Source organism: Mycobacterium sp. MUNTM1, assembly GCF_054660795.1.
On sequence record NZ_BAAGDE010000016.1, the window covers coordinates 68025 to 80979 of the forward strand.

Genomic DNA, 12955 nt, shown 5'->3' on the forward strand with positions numbered 1-12955 from the left:
GGTCGATGGGCCGCGGCGCTCATCGCTGCGCCCCGGGCTGACGGAAGCTGAGTGCGGCGGCGACCTCGTCGATCCCCGGCGAGGTGCGACCGGCCAGGTCGGCCAGGCTCCACGCGACCCGCAACGTGCGGTCCAGGCCACGGATGCTGAGCAGTCCGCCGTCCAGCGCCCGTTGCAGCGGCTCCATCGCCGCGTGGCTGGGACGGAACTTTCGGCGCAGCAGTGTGCCGCTGACCTCTCCGTTGGTGCGGAATCCGTGCGATGACCAGCGCTCGGCGGCGGCCGCCCGGGCCTGCGCCACGCGGTGGCGGACCTGTGCCGTCGACTCGCCGGTTCGGCCCGCGATGGCCCCGGCCTTGACCTGATGCATCTGCACGCGCAGGTCCACGCGATCCAGCAGCGGCCCGGACAGCTTGCCCAGGTAGCGGCGTTTGGCCGCCGCCGCGCACATGCAGTCCTGCGGGTCGGCCGGCGCGCACGGGCACAGGTTGGCGGCCATTACCAGCTGGAACCGGGCCGGATAGCACGCCACCCCGTCGCGGCGGGCAAGCCGAATCTCGCCGTCCTCCAACGGTGTTCGCAAGGCCTCCAGCGCGCTGACCCGGATCTCGGCGCATTCGTCGAGGAAGAGCACCCCGCGATGCGCCCGGCTGACCGCCCCGGGGCGCGCCATCCCGGATCCGCCGCCGACCAGCGCGGCGACGCTGGAGCTGTGATGCGGCGCCACGAACGGCGGTCTGGTGATCAGGGGCGTGTCGCCCGACAGCAACCCGGCCACCGAGTGGATCGCGGTGACTTCCAGGGACTCGGCGTCCGTCAACGGCGGCAGCAAGCCCGGAAGGCGTTGCGCGAGCATCGTTTTGCCCACCCCCGGCGGCCCGGTGAGCATCAGGTGGTGCGCCCCGGCGGCGGCCACTTCCACCGCGAACCGCGCCTGCGTCTGCCCCACCACGTCGACCAGGTCCGCCTCGGGCTCCCCGTCGGTGGGTTTGGTGTCGATCCTGCCGTCCAGCCCGCCGGAGCCGCTGAGCCACTTCTGCAGCTGCCGCAGGGTGCGCACGCCCCACACGTCGATGCCGTCGACCAGGCTGGCCTCGGCGAGGTTGTCGACCGGGACCACCACGGCCGGCCAGCCGTCGCGCTTGGCGGCCAGCACGGCCGGCAGCACCCCGCGCACCGGCCGGACCCGCCCGTCCAGGGACAGCTCACCCAGCAGCACCGTTTTCTCCAACCGGTCCCACGGGTTTTTGCGCTGCGCCGACAACACGGCGGCGGCCAGGGCGATGTCGTAGACCGAGCCCATCTTGGGCAGCGTCGCCGGCGACAGCGCCAGGGTGAGCCGAGCCTGGGGCCAGGCGTTGCCGCAGTTGGCGACAGCCGCCCGGACGCGGTCTCGCGATTCCTGCAGGGCCGCGTCGGGCAGGCCGACCAGGTGCACGCCCGGCAGGCCGGAGGTGATGTCGGCTTCGATCTCCACGGTCTGTCCGTCCACGCCGCGCACCGCGACGGAGAACGCGCGTCCCAGCGCCATCAGCCGATCCCTTGCAGGTGGGTGATCTCGGGGGTGCGGCGGCGCCCGACCCGCACGCCGATCACGTCGATACGGATCGCCGAGAAGCGCTGGTCCTGGCCTGCCAGCCACAGGCCGACCAGCCTGCGCAGCCGCAGCACCTTGCGGGGGGTGACGGCATGGGCCAGTCCCCCGAATCCGTCACCAGTGCGGGTCTTCACCTCGACGAACACCACCGTGGAGGTTGCGTCGTCGCGGGCGATGATGTCGAGTTCGCCGTAGCGGCAACGCCAATTGCGCGCCACGATCCGCAATCCCATCCGCGTCAGGTGATCCACGGCGAGCGCCTCGCCCATCGCCCCCAGCTGGATCCGGGTCATCGTCGTTTCGGTCGTCATGGGGGCACCGTGCCCGGCGCCCCCGACGGGACGGGCCACCATCGCGACCCACGGCCGACGGCAACGCGCGGTTATCCCCAGTGCGGCGCCCATCCACAGCCGGTGGGGCAAGAAGACCTAGGTGACCCGATCCGCCCGGGTGTAGATGTTCATCGAGTCCTCCCGCAGGAACGCCACCAGCGTGATGCCCGACTCCTCGGCCAGAGACACGGCCAGCGACGACGGCGCGGACACCGCCGCCAGCACCGGAATGCCGGCCATCACGGCCTTCTGCGCCAGCTCGAACGATGCCCGCCCGCTGACCAGCAACACCGACGCCTGCAGCGGTATCCGCCCGTGTTCGGTCGCCCAGCCGATCACCTTGTCGACCGCGTTGTGCCGCCCGACGTCCTCGCGCACCACCAGCATCGCGCCGTCCACCCCGAACAGCGCGGCGGCGTGCAGGCCGCCGGTGCTCTCGAAAACCTTTTGCGCCGAACGCAATTGGTCGGGCATCGCCTTGAGGGTGGCGGCCGCGACCGTCGCATGATCGGCGCCCGGCGAAAACCGGCTGATCAGCCGCACCGCGTCCAGCGACGCCTTGCCGCAGACCCCGCACGACGAGGTGGTGTAGAAGTTGCGGGTGACGTCGAGGCCAGGCTTTTTTACCCCCGGGGCCAGCGTCACGTCCAGCACGTTGTAGGTGTTCGCACCCTCGTCGTCGCGCCCGGCGCAGTACCGGATGCTGTGCACGTCGTCGCGACCCCCGATGACGCCTTCGGTGAGCAGAAAGCCTTGGGCCAGTTCAATATCCGAACCCGGCGTGCGCATCGTCACGGTGACCGCCGCGCCGTCGACCCGGATCTCCAGCGGCTCCTCGACGACCAGGGTCTCCGGTCGGGTGATCGCCTTCTCGGCGGTCAGATGCGTGACCCGCCGGCGCGACGTTACGTGCCCCACTAGGCGATTTCACCGCCGGCGGAGACGGCGCGAGACGGCGCGGAACGCTGGAAACCCACCGGATCAAACTACCCCGGTCGGCGTCCGGACGCCGAGCAGGACAACGCTCTCACACCCCCTCGGCCAACGCTTCCAGCGTCTCGACCGAGGAGTGCAGCGGCCGCCAGCCCAGCTGGGTCTTGGCCTTGGTCGTGTCCATCACCATCGACGTCCGCGCGGTGTGCAGCCACTCGAGCATGGACGGCACCAGCGGCACCCGCGAGATCGCCGCCGAGGCCGCCGTGGCGGCGACGGCGGGAACCCGCACCGGGCGCCCGCCCAGCGCCCTGGCCACGTCGGCCACCGTCACGACCCCGTCACCGGCGATGTTGTACACCCCCGGCGGGGCAGGGGCGGTGGCAGCCAGCGCGATCGCCGTCGCGACGTCGTCGTGGTGAACCAGTTGCAGCGGAAAGCCGGGATCCGGCACCACCGGCTTGAGCGCCGGGACGGCTTTGACCACGGCACGCATCGGGCCGGGCAGCTGATTCCACGGCATCGCGTCGGCCAGCGCGGTGGCTTCGGGCCCGGCGACGATGCAGGGCCGCAACACGAAAACCTCGAGCGGCGAGCCCTCGGTGATCTCGGCGAGCAGCGCCTCGGACGCCGCGTTCTGCGCCGAGTAGTAGTGCTCCGCGGATCCCCGGGCGGGCACATCCTCGGTCAGCGGATTGGGGTTGTCGGAGTGGTAGCCGTATGCCGCCACCGACGAGGTGTAGACCAGGCGCCGGGGCCGCTCGGCGGCCACGGTCGCCTCGAACACGTTGCGGGAGCCTTCAAGATTCACCCGGGCGCTCTCGTCGCGCGAGCCCATGATCATGAAGGCCAGGTGGATCACCACGTCGGCCTGCGCGACCAGGGCGTCGACGGCCTCGCGGTCCAGGATGTCGCCCCGCTGATAGCTGGTCTTCAGCCAGCCGTGCGACGGCGGGTCAAACGGCCGGCGAGCCATCCCGATGATCGCGTCGACGGCGGGCTCGCGTTCCAGCGCCGTCACCGCGGACAGGCCGATCTCCCCGGTCGGTCCGGTCACCGCGACGGTCACACCCATCCGAACGTCCTTCCCTCCCGTGGCCTGCCGAAACTCGGCGTGCGTGGTAGAACCATCTTTCCAGCGTCTCGCGGTTCGTGAGCGGCTGCACGGGCGGGCTTCGTCTCCTCGGCGGTAGCTCGGCGGTCGACGGTGACCGGCAAGATGCCCGGATCGGCGCATCCGGACGAAACGGCGTGTAAGGCTGGTACCGGCGGCGGATAATCTACGGCGATCGAACGCGGATAACACCGCCGACACCGCAGGAATGAGGCATGACATGGCGGACCAATCGAGGACTAGCGCGGACGCACCCGCGACGGGTATAGAGAAGGCCGACCCGGCGACGGTTTTCGCCGCCCTCGCGGAGATCATCTATCAGGGCTCCGACGCCAACCAGATGTATGCGGCCATCTGCGTCGCCGCCACCCTGACAGTCCGCGGCTGCGACCACGCCAGCCTGTTGGTGCGGGAGAACGACAAATACGTCACCGTCGGCGCCAGCGACCGGCTCGCCAAGCAGATCGACGACATCGAGAGGCGGGCCGGCGATGGACCCTGCATCGACGCCATCGAGGAGGAGACGCCGCAGATCGACACCGATCTGACGACGCCGTCGCTATGGCCGCGACTGGCGAAAATCCTGGTCGCCGAGACCCCGGTGCGCGGCGCGATGGGGTTCCGGCTGCTGGTCGACAAGCGCAAAGGCGCGGCGCTGAACCTGTTCAGCGACACCCCGAACATGTTCGACGCCGAGTCTGCCGGGCGGGCCGCGGTGCTGGCCGCGTTCGCCAGCGTCGCGATCAACGCCGTCCACAAGGGCGAGGACGCTGCGAGCCTGCGCCGCGGGCTGCTGAGCAACCGGGAGATCGGCAAGGCCGTCGGCATGCTGATGCTGCTGCACGAGATGAGCGAGGACGACGCGTTCGACCTGTTGCGGCGCCACTCCCAGGCGCTGAACATCAAGCTGGCCGACGTCGCCCGCGAAGTCATCGAGCAGCGCGGTCAGCTGCCCGCCCCCGGCGACAACCAGCTTCCGCCGACCACCTAGGGGCGACTACTCGGGAAGCCGCAGCTCCGGCTTTTCGACCTCTTCGATGTTGACGTCCTTGAAGGTGACCACCCGCACCTGCTTGACGAACCGCGCCGGCCGGTACATGTCCCACACCCAGGCGTCGGACAGCCGCAGCTCGAAGTAGACCTCGCCGTCGGCGTTGCGCGGCGTCATCTCCACGCTGTTGGCCAGGTAGAAGCGGCGCTCGGTCTCCACGACGTAGCTGAACTGGCCGACGATGTCCTTGTATTCGCGGTACAGCGAGAGCTCCATCTCGGTTTCATACTTTTCGAGATCTTCTGCACTCATCTGCTCAGACGTCCTTCTCCCAGACAGCTTTCCCCGGGCATCCCGGCGCTAGCTGCCGTTCGCCGGGGTGGGAATCCTGGTCCCATCTTTCCTCACCGATGTCCGTCGCGCTGCAGCGGTGGGTCCGGATTGCAGTCGGCCACCACCCGGCCGCCCGACCCGTTGGCCACGCGCCGCACGTTGATGAACGAATAACGGTGCTCGGGGCACGGGCCCAGCCGCGCCAGGGCCGTGCTGTGCGCCGGCGTGCTGTAGCCCTTGTGCAGGGCGAAGCCGTAGCCGGGATGGTCGGCCTCCATGGCGACCATCAACCGGTCCCGGCTGACCTTGGCCAGCACGCTGGCCGCCGCGATGCACGCCGCCACCGCGTCGCCCCCGATGACCGGCAGCGACGGGACGGCCAGCCCGGGCACCCGAAAGCCGTCGCTCAGCACGTAGCCGGGCCGCACGGACAGCCCGGCGACGGCACGGCGCATCCCCTCGATGTTGGCGACGTGCACGCCGCGCCGGTCCACCTCGGCCGGCGGGATGAACACCACGTGGTAGGCCAGCGCGTAGCGGCGAATCAACGGGAACAGCTTCTCCCGGGAGGCCTCGGTGAGCTTCTTGGAATCATCAAGCGCGGCAAGGCTTTCCATTCGGCCCGGGCCGAGCACGCAGGCCGCCACCACCAGCGGTCCGGCGCAGGCGCCGCGGCCCACCTCGTCGACGCCGGCCACCGGGCCCAAACCGCTGCGGTACAGCGCCGATTCCAGGGTGCGCAACCCCGACGATTTCCGGATCACCGTCCGCGGCGGCCACGTCGTGGCCATGGCTACCGGTTCTGTTGCGGGTTCACCGATCCCACGCCGCCCCATCGGGACGGCGGCCACACGATGAACCTGGCTTTTCCGATCACGTTGGACACCGGCACGGTTCCCGACGTCGGGTCGCCGGTGCACAACACACCCTTGAGTGCCTCGGCCGGCACGCTGGTGCAGTGGGCCCGCGAGTCCGCGGAGTGCGTCCGGTTGTCGCCCATCACCCACAGCCGTCCGGCCGGGACGTGAACCGGCCCGAACTCGCTGCCCAGGCAGGGATACACCGACGGATCGGCGGCCATGGTGTTGCGATCCAGGTACGGCTCCTTCAGCGGCTTGCCGTCGACCGTCAACCCGGTGTCGGCCCGGCACTGCACCGTCTGCCCGCCGACCGCGATGACGCGTTTGACCAGGTCGTTCTCGTCGGGCGGCACGAAGCCGACGAAGGACAGCGCGTTCTGCACCCAGCGCAGCACGGTGTTGTTGGACCGGATCGACTTGTAGCCGAGGTTCCACGGCGGCGGGCCCTTGAAGACGATGACGTCACCGGGGTGCGGCGCGCTGAAGCGGTAGCTGACCTTGTCGACCATGATCCGGTCGCCGACGCAGCCCGTGCACCCGTGCAGCGTGGGCTCCATGGATTCCGACGGGATCAGGTAGGGCCGCGCCACGAACGTCAGCATGACGTAGTAGAGGACGACGGCGATCACCGCCAGGAGCGCGAATTCCCGCAACGTCGAACGCTTGGGGTCCTCTGGTTCGCCCTCGGGCGTCTCGGCCACCGGTCCCGGTTCGGGGATCGATCCGGCCGTCGTCGCGGCGTCCTCGGGTCGCGTCTCCGGGTTGCGGGTAGAGACCTTCGGATCTGACTCGCCGGCGTGGGGCTCGGGCTTCGATGAATCCGCGGTATCGGTCACGAGATCAGCGTAGCCAGCGCACGTTGGGGCCGCCCAAACCGGCGCACCGGAGAAACGACCGGACGAATCAGCAGCGCCACCAAGGCGTCCCGGGTCAGCGCTTCTCCTTGATCTTGGCCTTCTTGCCGCGCAGCTCACGCAGGTAGTACAGCTTCGCGCGGCGGACGTCACCGCGGGTCACCACCTGGATGTGGTCGATGTTGGGCGAGTGCACGGGGAAGGTCCGCTCGACGCCGACGCCGTAGCTTTCCTTGCGCACGGTGAAGGTCTCGCGGATGCCCCCGCCCTGACGACGGATCACCACGCCCTTGAACACCTGGATGCGCTCCTTGGCGCCCTCGATGACCTTGACGTGCACGTTGATGGTGTCGCCCGGGCCGAACACCGGGATATCGTCGCGCAGCGACGCCTGATCGACGAAGTCCAGCCGGTTCATGCGAGACACTTCCTTGAGGTCGCGGCCGACGGCAGCTACCCACACGCAGGTGTGAGGCGGTCGCCCAGCCGATGGTTTCGGGCTTTCTGGCGTATCTCGCAGCGGGCGGAAATCGGCCCAACCGGCCTGCAACCGCTGGAGACAACTGGTCAATTGTGCCAGACGGGACGCGTGCTGCGAAAATCACAGCGACTCGGCCGCTCACAACGCGCCAAACGCCCTGGTAAATGGTACATATGACTGGGGTCAGAACGCGCTGCCCGAGCTTGGGGCGTGATGGCCGGTGCAGGTTGGCGCGACGGGCCCGCTGTTGCACCGTGTCGAGGTCACGCCGAAGGAGAGGAATGCGGGTACGTCCGCTGACGCTGCTCACCGCCACCGCGGCGGTGACGTTGGTGGTTGCCGCCGGCTCCGAGGCGCTGGTCCAGGCGAAGGTGTACAGCCTGCCGGTCGCCGCGCCCGTCCGGGTCATCTCCGCCCCACCCACCTCGACTCCCCCGCAGTCGACCACGGTGATGCTCGAGGCGGCCACGCCCCCGCAGCCGGCCCAGGCGCTGCCGGGACCGGGGTTCGGCCAGCTGCAGGCCCGCATCCAGCAGGCCGCCGACGAGGCGGCCGGCAGCGGCGCCGCCCTGTCGGTGGCCATCCTCGATCGCAGCACCCATCAGCTGGTCTCCAACGGAAACAGCCAGGTCATCGGGACGGCGTCGGTGGCCAAGCTGTTCATCGCCGACGATCTGCTGCTGCACGAATCCGAGGGCAAGGTGCCGCTGAGCGCCGACGACCGCCAGGCCCTGGACATCATGCTGGAGTCGTCCGACGACGGCGCGGCCGAGAAGTTCTGGGGGCAGGGCGGCGGCGCCGCGATCATCACGGAGGTGGCGTCCCGCTACGGCCTGTCCTCCACCACCCCGCCCAGCGACGGGCGGTGGTGGAACACGATGAGTTCGGTGACCGACCTGATCCGCTACTACGAAATGCTGCTGGACGGGTCGGGCGGCCTGCCGGCCGATGACGCGAAGATCATCGTCAACGACCTGGCGCAGTCCACCCCCAACGGGCTCGACGGCTACCCGCAGCGGTTCGGCATCCCGGACGGTCTGTACGCCGAGCCGGTCGCGGTCAAGCAGGGCTGGATGTGCTGCATCGGCAGCGACTGGATGCATCTGTCCACCGGCCTGATCGGGGCCGACCACCGCTACATCATGGTGGTCCAGTCCCTGCAGCCCGCCGACGACGCCACCGCCCGCGACACCATCACCCGGGCGGTCAAGACGATATTTCCGGAGGGCCGCATCGAGGCGCCCCGGCACGGGCTCTAAGGGGCTGAATCGCCTTCGCGCTCAAGCAGTTCGGGCCGGCGTTCGCGGGTGCGCTGCAGCGAGATCTCCCGGCGCCACGCCGCGATGCGCGCATGGTCACCCGACATCAGCACCTCGGGGACGTCGAGCCCGCGCCAGCTCGGCGGCCGGGTGTAGCTGGGCCCCTCCAGGCGCCGGTCCAGCGCCGGCGAGTGCGAATCCTCGCGGTGCGACGCGGGATTACCGAGCACCCCGTCGAGCAGACGCAGCACAGCCTCGATCATCACCACCGCCGCCGATTCGCCACCGGGCAGCACGTAGTCGCCGATCGAGACCTCCTCGACCCGCATCCGCCCCGCGGCGTCCTCGATGACCCGCTGGTCGATGCCCTCATAGCGACCGCACGCGAACACCAGGTGGGACTCGGCGCTCCAGCGCGCGGCCGTCGCCTGGGTGAACAACCGCCCGGCGGGGGTGGGCACAACCAAAAGTGTTTCGCCGGAAGCGATCTCGTCGAGAGCCTCACCCCACACCGGCGCCTTCATCACCATTCCGGGACCGCCGCCGTAGGGGGAATCGTCGACCGAGCGGTGCACGTCGTGCGTCCAGCGCCGCAGGTCGTGCACCCGCAGATCGACCAGGCCGGACTGGATCGCCTTGCCCGGCAACGATTGCCGCAGCGGGTCCAGGTAGGCCGGAAAGATCGTGACGACGTCGATTCTCATATCGAGGGCCTACAGGTCCAGCAGGCCTTCGGGCGGGTCGATCTCGACGGCGCCGTCGTCCAGCGACACCGACGTGACGATCGCGGACACGAACGGCACCAACACTTCCCGCGTCTCGTCGCCGTCGTCGCGCCGCACCGCCAGCAGTTCACCGGCCGCGGTGTGCAACACCTCGGCCACGACACCGATCTGCTCGCCCGCGGTGGTGCGCACGCGCAGGCCCTCGAGCTGATGGTCGTAGTAGGTGTCCGCCTCGTCGATGTCGGGCAGGTCCGAGGAATCCACGACGAACAGCGTGCCGCGCAGCGCGTCGGCCGCGTCACGGTCGGTGACGCCGGCCAGCCGCACCAGCAGTCGCCCGCCGTGTTCGCGGGCGCTCTCCACGGTGAGCTCACGCTGCCACCCGGCACGGGAATGCTTGGCGCGCAACGCGTTACCCGGCGCGAAGCGGGCATCGGGATCGTCGGTGCGGACCTCGACGACCACCTCGCCGGTGATGCCGTGGGCTTTCACCACGCGCCCGACGGTCAACTCCAAGGGAGTTCCATGAGCAGCGTTGCCCTACTGGTCGGTGTCCACCACGTCGACGCGGATGCCGCGACCGCCGATGCCGGCGACCAGGGTGCGCAGCGCGGTCGCGGTGCGGCCGCCGCGGCCGATAACCTTGCCCAGGTCGTCGGGATGGACGTGGACCTCGACGGTCCGCCCGCGGCGGCTGGTCACCATGTCGACCCGGACGTCGTCGGGGTTGTCCACAATCCCGCGAACCAGGTGCTCGACAGCGTCAACGACAACCGTACTCATCGCCGCGGTCAGCTTTCGGTGGACGGCTGGGCCTGCTCGCCGCCCTCGGCGGGCGCCTCGGCCTCAGCGGGAGTCTCCGCCGGGGTCTCGGCGGCGGCCTCCGGCTCGGCGGCCTCGGCGGACTCCTCCGTGCCCTTGGCGGCCTTCTTGGCCGGGGCCTTCTTCTTCGGCTTGGCGGCCTCGGTGGTCGGTCCGCCGTCGGCGTCGGCCAGCGCGGCGTTGAACAGCTCCAGCTTGGTGGGCTTGGCGGGGGCGGCCTTCAGGCGGCCCTCGGCGCCGGGCAGGCCCTTGAACTTCTGCCAGTCGCCGGTGATCTGCAGCAGCTTGCGGACCGGCTCGGTGGGCTGAGCCCCGACGGACAGCCAGTACTGGGCGCGCTCGGAGTCGATCTCGATGAGGCTCGGGTCTTCCTTGGGGTGGTAGCGGCCGATGACCTCGATGGAGCGGCCGTCGCGGCGGGTGCGCGCGTCGGCGACGGCGATGCGGTACTGGGGATTGCGGATCTTGCCAAGCCGGGTGAGCTTGATCTTGACAGCCATGGTTAAGCGAATTCTCCTGTGTGTGTCACGCTGCAATTCAGCGATCGGGGCCCGATGCCCGGATCCGGTTTTGCCTCGCGTGTATGACCGGTCGGCGATGCGTGATCGCGCGGCGGACAGCCGCCCATTGTGCCAGAACGGGCGCGATGATCAGAAATCGCGCGCCGCTCACATCACCTTCTGGAAGACCTTGGTCTCCGCGCGCCGGGTCATGCGCCAGCCGTCGGGCGTGCGCACGAACTCGTCGTCGTACCAGAGTCCGCAGAACAGCACCTGGTCGTTGTCGCCGCCCAGCACCATCGGGTTGAAGCAGATCACCCGTGACGTGGCCTTGTCCCCGTCGATCTGGACCGAGAAGTTGCCCAGCATGTGCGCGTACACCGGGAAGTTGGGCAGCACCTCGGACAGCCACTTCTTCACCTCCGGGTACTGGCCCTCGATGCCGCCCAACGCCGTGTAGTCGATGTAGGCGTCCGGCGTGAACACCTTGTCCAGATCGTCGAATCGCCGGTTGTCGATGGCTGTGGAGTAATCCACCAGAAGCTGCTGGATCTCGAGCCGATCCGAGATCTCCTCCAGGCTCAACATGCATCGGACAGTACTGAAGATCCGCCGCGAACAGGGCCGGAAGTTAGACTTTGCGGCCATGCGGAAGCTCACGGCCCTGGGATTCAGGATGGCCGCCACCCTGCTCACACTCGGTACCTGCGCCGCCGCCGTCACCATGTCCACCGCCTGGGCGGACAACTCGCAGCCGGTCGGCTCCATCCCCATTCCCGACGGGCCGGCCCGAACCTGGATCATCGCCGACCTCGACAGCGGTCAGGTGCTGGCCGGCCGTGACCAGGATGTCGCCCACCCGCCGGCGAGCACCATCAAGACGCTGCTGGCCCAGGTGGTGCTGGACTCGGTGAGCCTGGACTCCACGGTGGTCGCCGACGTCGCCGACACCCAGGTGGAGTGCAACTGTGTCGGGATCAAACCGGGCCGCACCTACACCGCGCGCCAACTGCTGGACGGCCTGCTGCTGGTCTCGGGTAATGACGCCGCCAACACGCTGGCGCACATGCTGGGCGGCCCGGACGTCACCGTGGCCAAGATGAACGCCAAGGCGGCCTCGCTGGGCGCCACCAACACGCACGCCGCGACGCCGTCCGGCCTGGACGGGCCCGGAGGTTCGGGCGCGTCGACGGCGCACGACCTGGCGGTCATCTTCCGCGCGGCGATGGCCAACCCGGTTTTCGCGCAAATCACCGCCGAGCCGTCGGCGATGTTCCCCGGCGACAACGGTGACCACCTCATTACCAACCAGGACGAGCTGTTGCAGCGCTATCCCGGCGCGATCGGCGGCAAGACCGGCTTCACCAACGCCGCCCGCAAGACCTTCGTCGGGGCCGCCGCCCGCGGGGGCCGCCGGCTGGTGATCGCCATGATGTACGGGCTGATCAAGGAGGGCGGGCCGACGTACTGGGATCAGGCGGCGTCGCTGTTCGACTGGGGATTCGCACAGAGCCCGCAGTCCAGCATCGGCTCGCTGTAGCTTCTCGTCAGGAATCCGGCAGCGCCGCGGTCAGCAGCGCCATCAGCACCGGAATGCGCTGGGCCGCAATCTCGGGCTGCGGCAACACCCCCTCGATCACCGCGGCCCCGTCGAACACGTTGCGCATCAGCGCCACCAGGACCAGGAAGGTGTCCTCGGGGAACACCTCGATGCCGGGCAGCGCACGGGCCACGTCGTCGATCTTCGCCGCGTACTGCGCAAGCTCGTGTTGCAAGGTGTCCCTAAGCTTTTCGTCGGTGCGTGCCGCGACCGTCAGCTCGTAGATCACGGCGTTGGTCGGGCCACTGGTGATGTCGCGCAGGATCCCCAGCGCCGCTTCCAGCGCCGGCCGGGAGGTCGGCATCGCTGGAATTTCGGCGACTCGCTTGGTGAACGACTCCAGCTGGCGGCGCAGCACCTCGGACGCCGTGGCCGCCATGAAATCGCCCATGGTGTCGAAGTGCCGGAACAGCGCACCCACCGATACCCCGGCCCGCTTGGTGATCACCGCGGCGGACGCCCGGGCGTAGCCGACCTCGACGATGGTGGCGATGCAGGCGTCGATGAGCCGCCCGACGGTTTCCTCCCGGCGCTGCTGCTGGGTTCTCGCCATG

At 69.4% G+C, this 12955-nt stretch carries 16 protein-coding genes and 1 pseudogene; 3 read left to right on the forward strand and 14 right to left on the reverse strand.

What is annotated here, in order from left to right:
* Nucleotides 1-19: 19 nt before the first annotated feature.
* From ACYQ8K_RS11760 to ACYQ8K_RS11775, 4 genes are all read right to left on the reverse strand, one after another.
* Nucleotides 20-1531, reverse strand: coding sequence for a YifB family Mg chelatase-like AAA ATPase (locus ACYQ8K_RS11760; RefSeq protein WP_459969057.1), 1512 nt, complete (start codon nucleotides 1529-1531; stop codon nucleotides 20-22).
* The gene (locus ACYQ8K_RS11765) at nucleotides 1531-1908 is read right to left on the reverse strand and encodes a YraN family protein (RefSeq protein WP_459969059.1); all 378 of its coding nucleotides are present in this window, start codon (nucleotides 1906-1908) and stop codon (nucleotides 1531-1533) included. Before ACYQ8K_RS11765 ends, ACYQ8K_RS11760 begins: the two co-directional genes overlap by 1 nt.
* Nucleotides 1909-2025: 117 nt before the next feature.
* Complete coding sequence (fdhD, locus tag ACYQ8K_RS11770; protein WP_459969061.1) at nucleotides 2026-2847, reverse strand: formate dehydrogenase accessory sulfurtransferase FdhD; 822 nt, start codon at nucleotides 2845-2847, stop codon at nucleotides 2026-2028.
* Nucleotides 2848-2956: 109 nt separating this feature from the next.
* Nucleotides 2957-3937, reverse strand: a complete 981-nt coding sequence (locus tag ACYQ8K_RS11775) for an NAD-dependent epimerase/dehydratase family protein (RefSeq protein ID WP_459969063.1) — start codon at nucleotides 3935-3937, stop codon at nucleotides 2957-2959.
* Between the two features lie 259 nt (nucleotides 3938-4196).
* On the opposite strand from ACYQ8K_RS11775, the gene ACYQ8K_RS11780 reads away from it, so the two are divergent.
* Complete coding sequence (locus ACYQ8K_RS11780) at nucleotides 4197-4967, forward strand: GAF and ANTAR domain-containing protein (protein WP_459969065.1); 771 nt, start codon at nucleotides 4197-4199, stop codon at nucleotides 4965-4967.
* A 6-nt stretch (nucleotides 4968-4973) separates the two neighbouring features.
* On the opposite strand, the gene ACYQ8K_RS11785 is transcribed toward ACYQ8K_RS11780, so the two are convergent.
* The 4 genes and pseudogenes from ACYQ8K_RS11785 to rplS form a co-directional block, all read right to left on the reverse strand.
* On the reverse strand, nucleotides 4974-5279 hold the full coding sequence (locus ACYQ8K_RS11785; protein ID WP_003875077.1) for a DUF2469 domain-containing protein: 306 nt from the start codon (nucleotides 5277-5279) through the stop codon (nucleotides 4974-4976).
* 4 nt (nucleotides 5280-5283) lie between these two features.
* Nucleotides 5284-6091, reverse strand: a pseudogene (locus ACYQ8K_RS11790) (ribonuclease HII).
* A gap of 2 nt (nucleotides 6092-6093) precedes the next feature.
* Nucleotides 6094-6996 (reverse strand): signal peptidase I, encoded by a 903-nt coding sequence (lepB, locus tag ACYQ8K_RS11795; RefSeq protein WP_459969067.1) that lies wholly within the window; start codon nucleotides 6994-6996, stop codon nucleotides 6094-6096.
* 94 nt (nucleotides 6997-7090) lie between these two features.
* Entirely contained in the window at nucleotides 7091-7432 is a 342-nt protein-coding gene (gene rplS / locus ACYQ8K_RS11800) for a 50S ribosomal protein L19 (protein WP_064877853.1), read from the reverse strand.
* Between the two features lie 344 nt (nucleotides 7433-7776).
* On the opposite strand from rplS, the gene ACYQ8K_RS11805 reads away from it, so the two are divergent.
* A complete protein-coding gene (locus ACYQ8K_RS11805; RefSeq protein WP_459969069.1) occupies nucleotides 7777-8754 on the forward strand; it encodes a serine hydrolase in 978 nt (325 codons plus the stop codon).
* On the opposite strand, the gene trmD is transcribed toward ACYQ8K_RS11805, so the two are convergent.
* From trmD to ACYQ8K_RS11830, 5 genes are all read right to left on the reverse strand, one after another.
* Complete coding sequence (trmD, locus tag ACYQ8K_RS11810; RefSeq protein WP_459969071.1) at nucleotides 8751-9458, reverse strand: tRNA (guanosine(37)-N1)-methyltransferase TrmD; 708 nt, start codon at nucleotides 9456-9458, stop codon at nucleotides 8751-8753. The two genes, ACYQ8K_RS11805 and trmD, sit on opposite strands and share 4 nt — an antisense overlap.
* Nucleotides 9459-9467: 9 nt before the next feature.
* Nucleotides 9468-9995 (reverse strand): ribosome maturation factor RimM, encoded by a 528-nt coding sequence (gene rimM / locus ACYQ8K_RS11815; protein WP_459969073.1) that lies wholly within the window; start codon nucleotides 9993-9995, stop codon nucleotides 9468-9470.
* A 24-nt stretch (nucleotides 9996-10019) separates the two neighbouring features.
* Nucleotides 10020-10262, reverse strand: a complete 243-nt coding sequence (locus tag ACYQ8K_RS11820; RefSeq protein ID WP_003878715.1) for an RNA-binding protein — start codon at nucleotides 10260-10262, stop codon at nucleotides 10020-10022.
* 8 nt (nucleotides 10263-10270) lie between these two features.
* Nucleotides 10271-10801: a 30S ribosomal protein S16 gene (rpsP, locus tag ACYQ8K_RS11825; protein WP_459969075.1), complete on the reverse strand. Its 531-nt coding sequence runs from the start codon at nucleotides 10799-10801 to the stop codon at nucleotides 10271-10273.
* A gap of 168 nt (nucleotides 10802-10969) precedes the next feature.
* Nucleotides 10970-11389 carry a nuclear transport factor 2 family protein gene (locus ACYQ8K_RS11830; protein ID WP_459969077.1) on the reverse strand — a complete coding sequence of 140 codons (420 nt, stop codon included), beginning with the start codon at nucleotides 11387-11389 and terminating at the stop codon, nucleotides 10970-10972.
* Nucleotides 11390-11477: 88 nt separating this feature from the next.
* On the opposite strand from ACYQ8K_RS11830, the gene ACYQ8K_RS11835 reads away from it, so the two are divergent.
* Nucleotides 11478-12341: a D-alanyl-D-alanine carboxypeptidase family protein gene (locus ACYQ8K_RS11835; RefSeq protein WP_459969117.1), complete on the forward strand. Its 864-nt coding sequence runs from the start codon at nucleotides 11478-11480 to the stop codon at nucleotides 12339-12341.
* Nucleotides 12342-12348: 7 nt separating this feature from the next.
* Here the strand turns inward: ACYQ8K_RS11835 and ACYQ8K_RS11840 are convergent, their stop codons facing one another.
* Nucleotides 12349-12954 (reverse strand): TetR/AcrR family transcriptional regulator, encoded by a 606-nt coding sequence (locus ACYQ8K_RS11840; RefSeq protein ID WP_459969079.1) that lies wholly within the window; start codon nucleotides 12952-12954, stop codon nucleotides 12349-12351.
* Between the last annotated feature and the right edge of the window lies 1 nt (nucleotide 12955).

Coding starts and splice junctions, on each gene's coding strand:
- ACYQ8K_RS11805 (WP_459969069.1), top strand. CDS start 7,777: ATGCGGGTACGTCCGCTGACGCTGCTCACCGCCACCGCGGCGGTGACG.
- ACYQ8K_RS11830 (WP_459969077.1), bottom strand. CDS start 11,389: ATGTTGAGCCTGGAGGAGATCTCGGATCGGCTCGAGATCCAGCAGCTT.
- rpsP (WP_459969075.1), bottom strand. CDS start 10,801: ATGGCTGTCAAGATCAAGCTCACCCGGCTTGGCAAGATCCGCAATCCC.
- ACYQ8K_RS11840 (WP_459969079.1), bottom strand. CDS start 12,954: ATGGCGAGAACCCAGCAGCAGCGCCGGGAGGAAACCGTCGGGCGGCTC.
- ACYQ8K_RS11820 (WP_003878715.1), bottom strand. CDS start 10,262: ATGAGTACGGTTGTCGTTGACGCTGTCGAGCACCTGGTTCGCGGGATT.
- trmD (WP_459969071.1), bottom strand. CDS start 9,458: ATGAGAATCGACGTCGTCACGATCTTTCCGGCCTACCTGGACCCGCTG.
- ACYQ8K_RS11785 (WP_003875077.1), bottom strand. CDS start 5,279: ATGAGTGCAGAAGATCTCGAAAAGTATGAAACCGAGATGGAGCTCTCG.
- ACYQ8K_RS11765 (WP_459969059.1), bottom strand. CDS start 1,908: ATGACGACCGAAACGACGATGACCCGGATCCAGCTGGGGGCGATGGGC.
- ACYQ8K_RS11835 (WP_459969117.1), top strand. CDS start 11,478: ATGGCCGCCACCCTGCTCACACTCGGTACCTGCGCCGCCGCCGTCACC.
- ACYQ8K_RS11775 (WP_459969063.1), bottom strand. CDS start 3,937: ATGGGTGTGACCGTCGCGGTGACCGGACCGACCGGGGAGATCGGCCTG.
- rplS (WP_064877853.1), bottom strand. CDS start 7,432: ATGAACCGGCTGGACTTCGTCGATCAGGCGTCGCTGCGCGACGATATC.
- ACYQ8K_RS11780 (WP_459969065.1), top strand. CDS start 4,197: ATGGCGGACCAATCGAGGACTAGCGCGGACGCACCCGCGACGGGTATA.
- ACYQ8K_RS11760 (WP_459969057.1), bottom strand. CDS start 1,531: ATGGCGCTGGGACGCGCGTTCTCCGTCGCGGTGCGCGGCGTGGACGGA.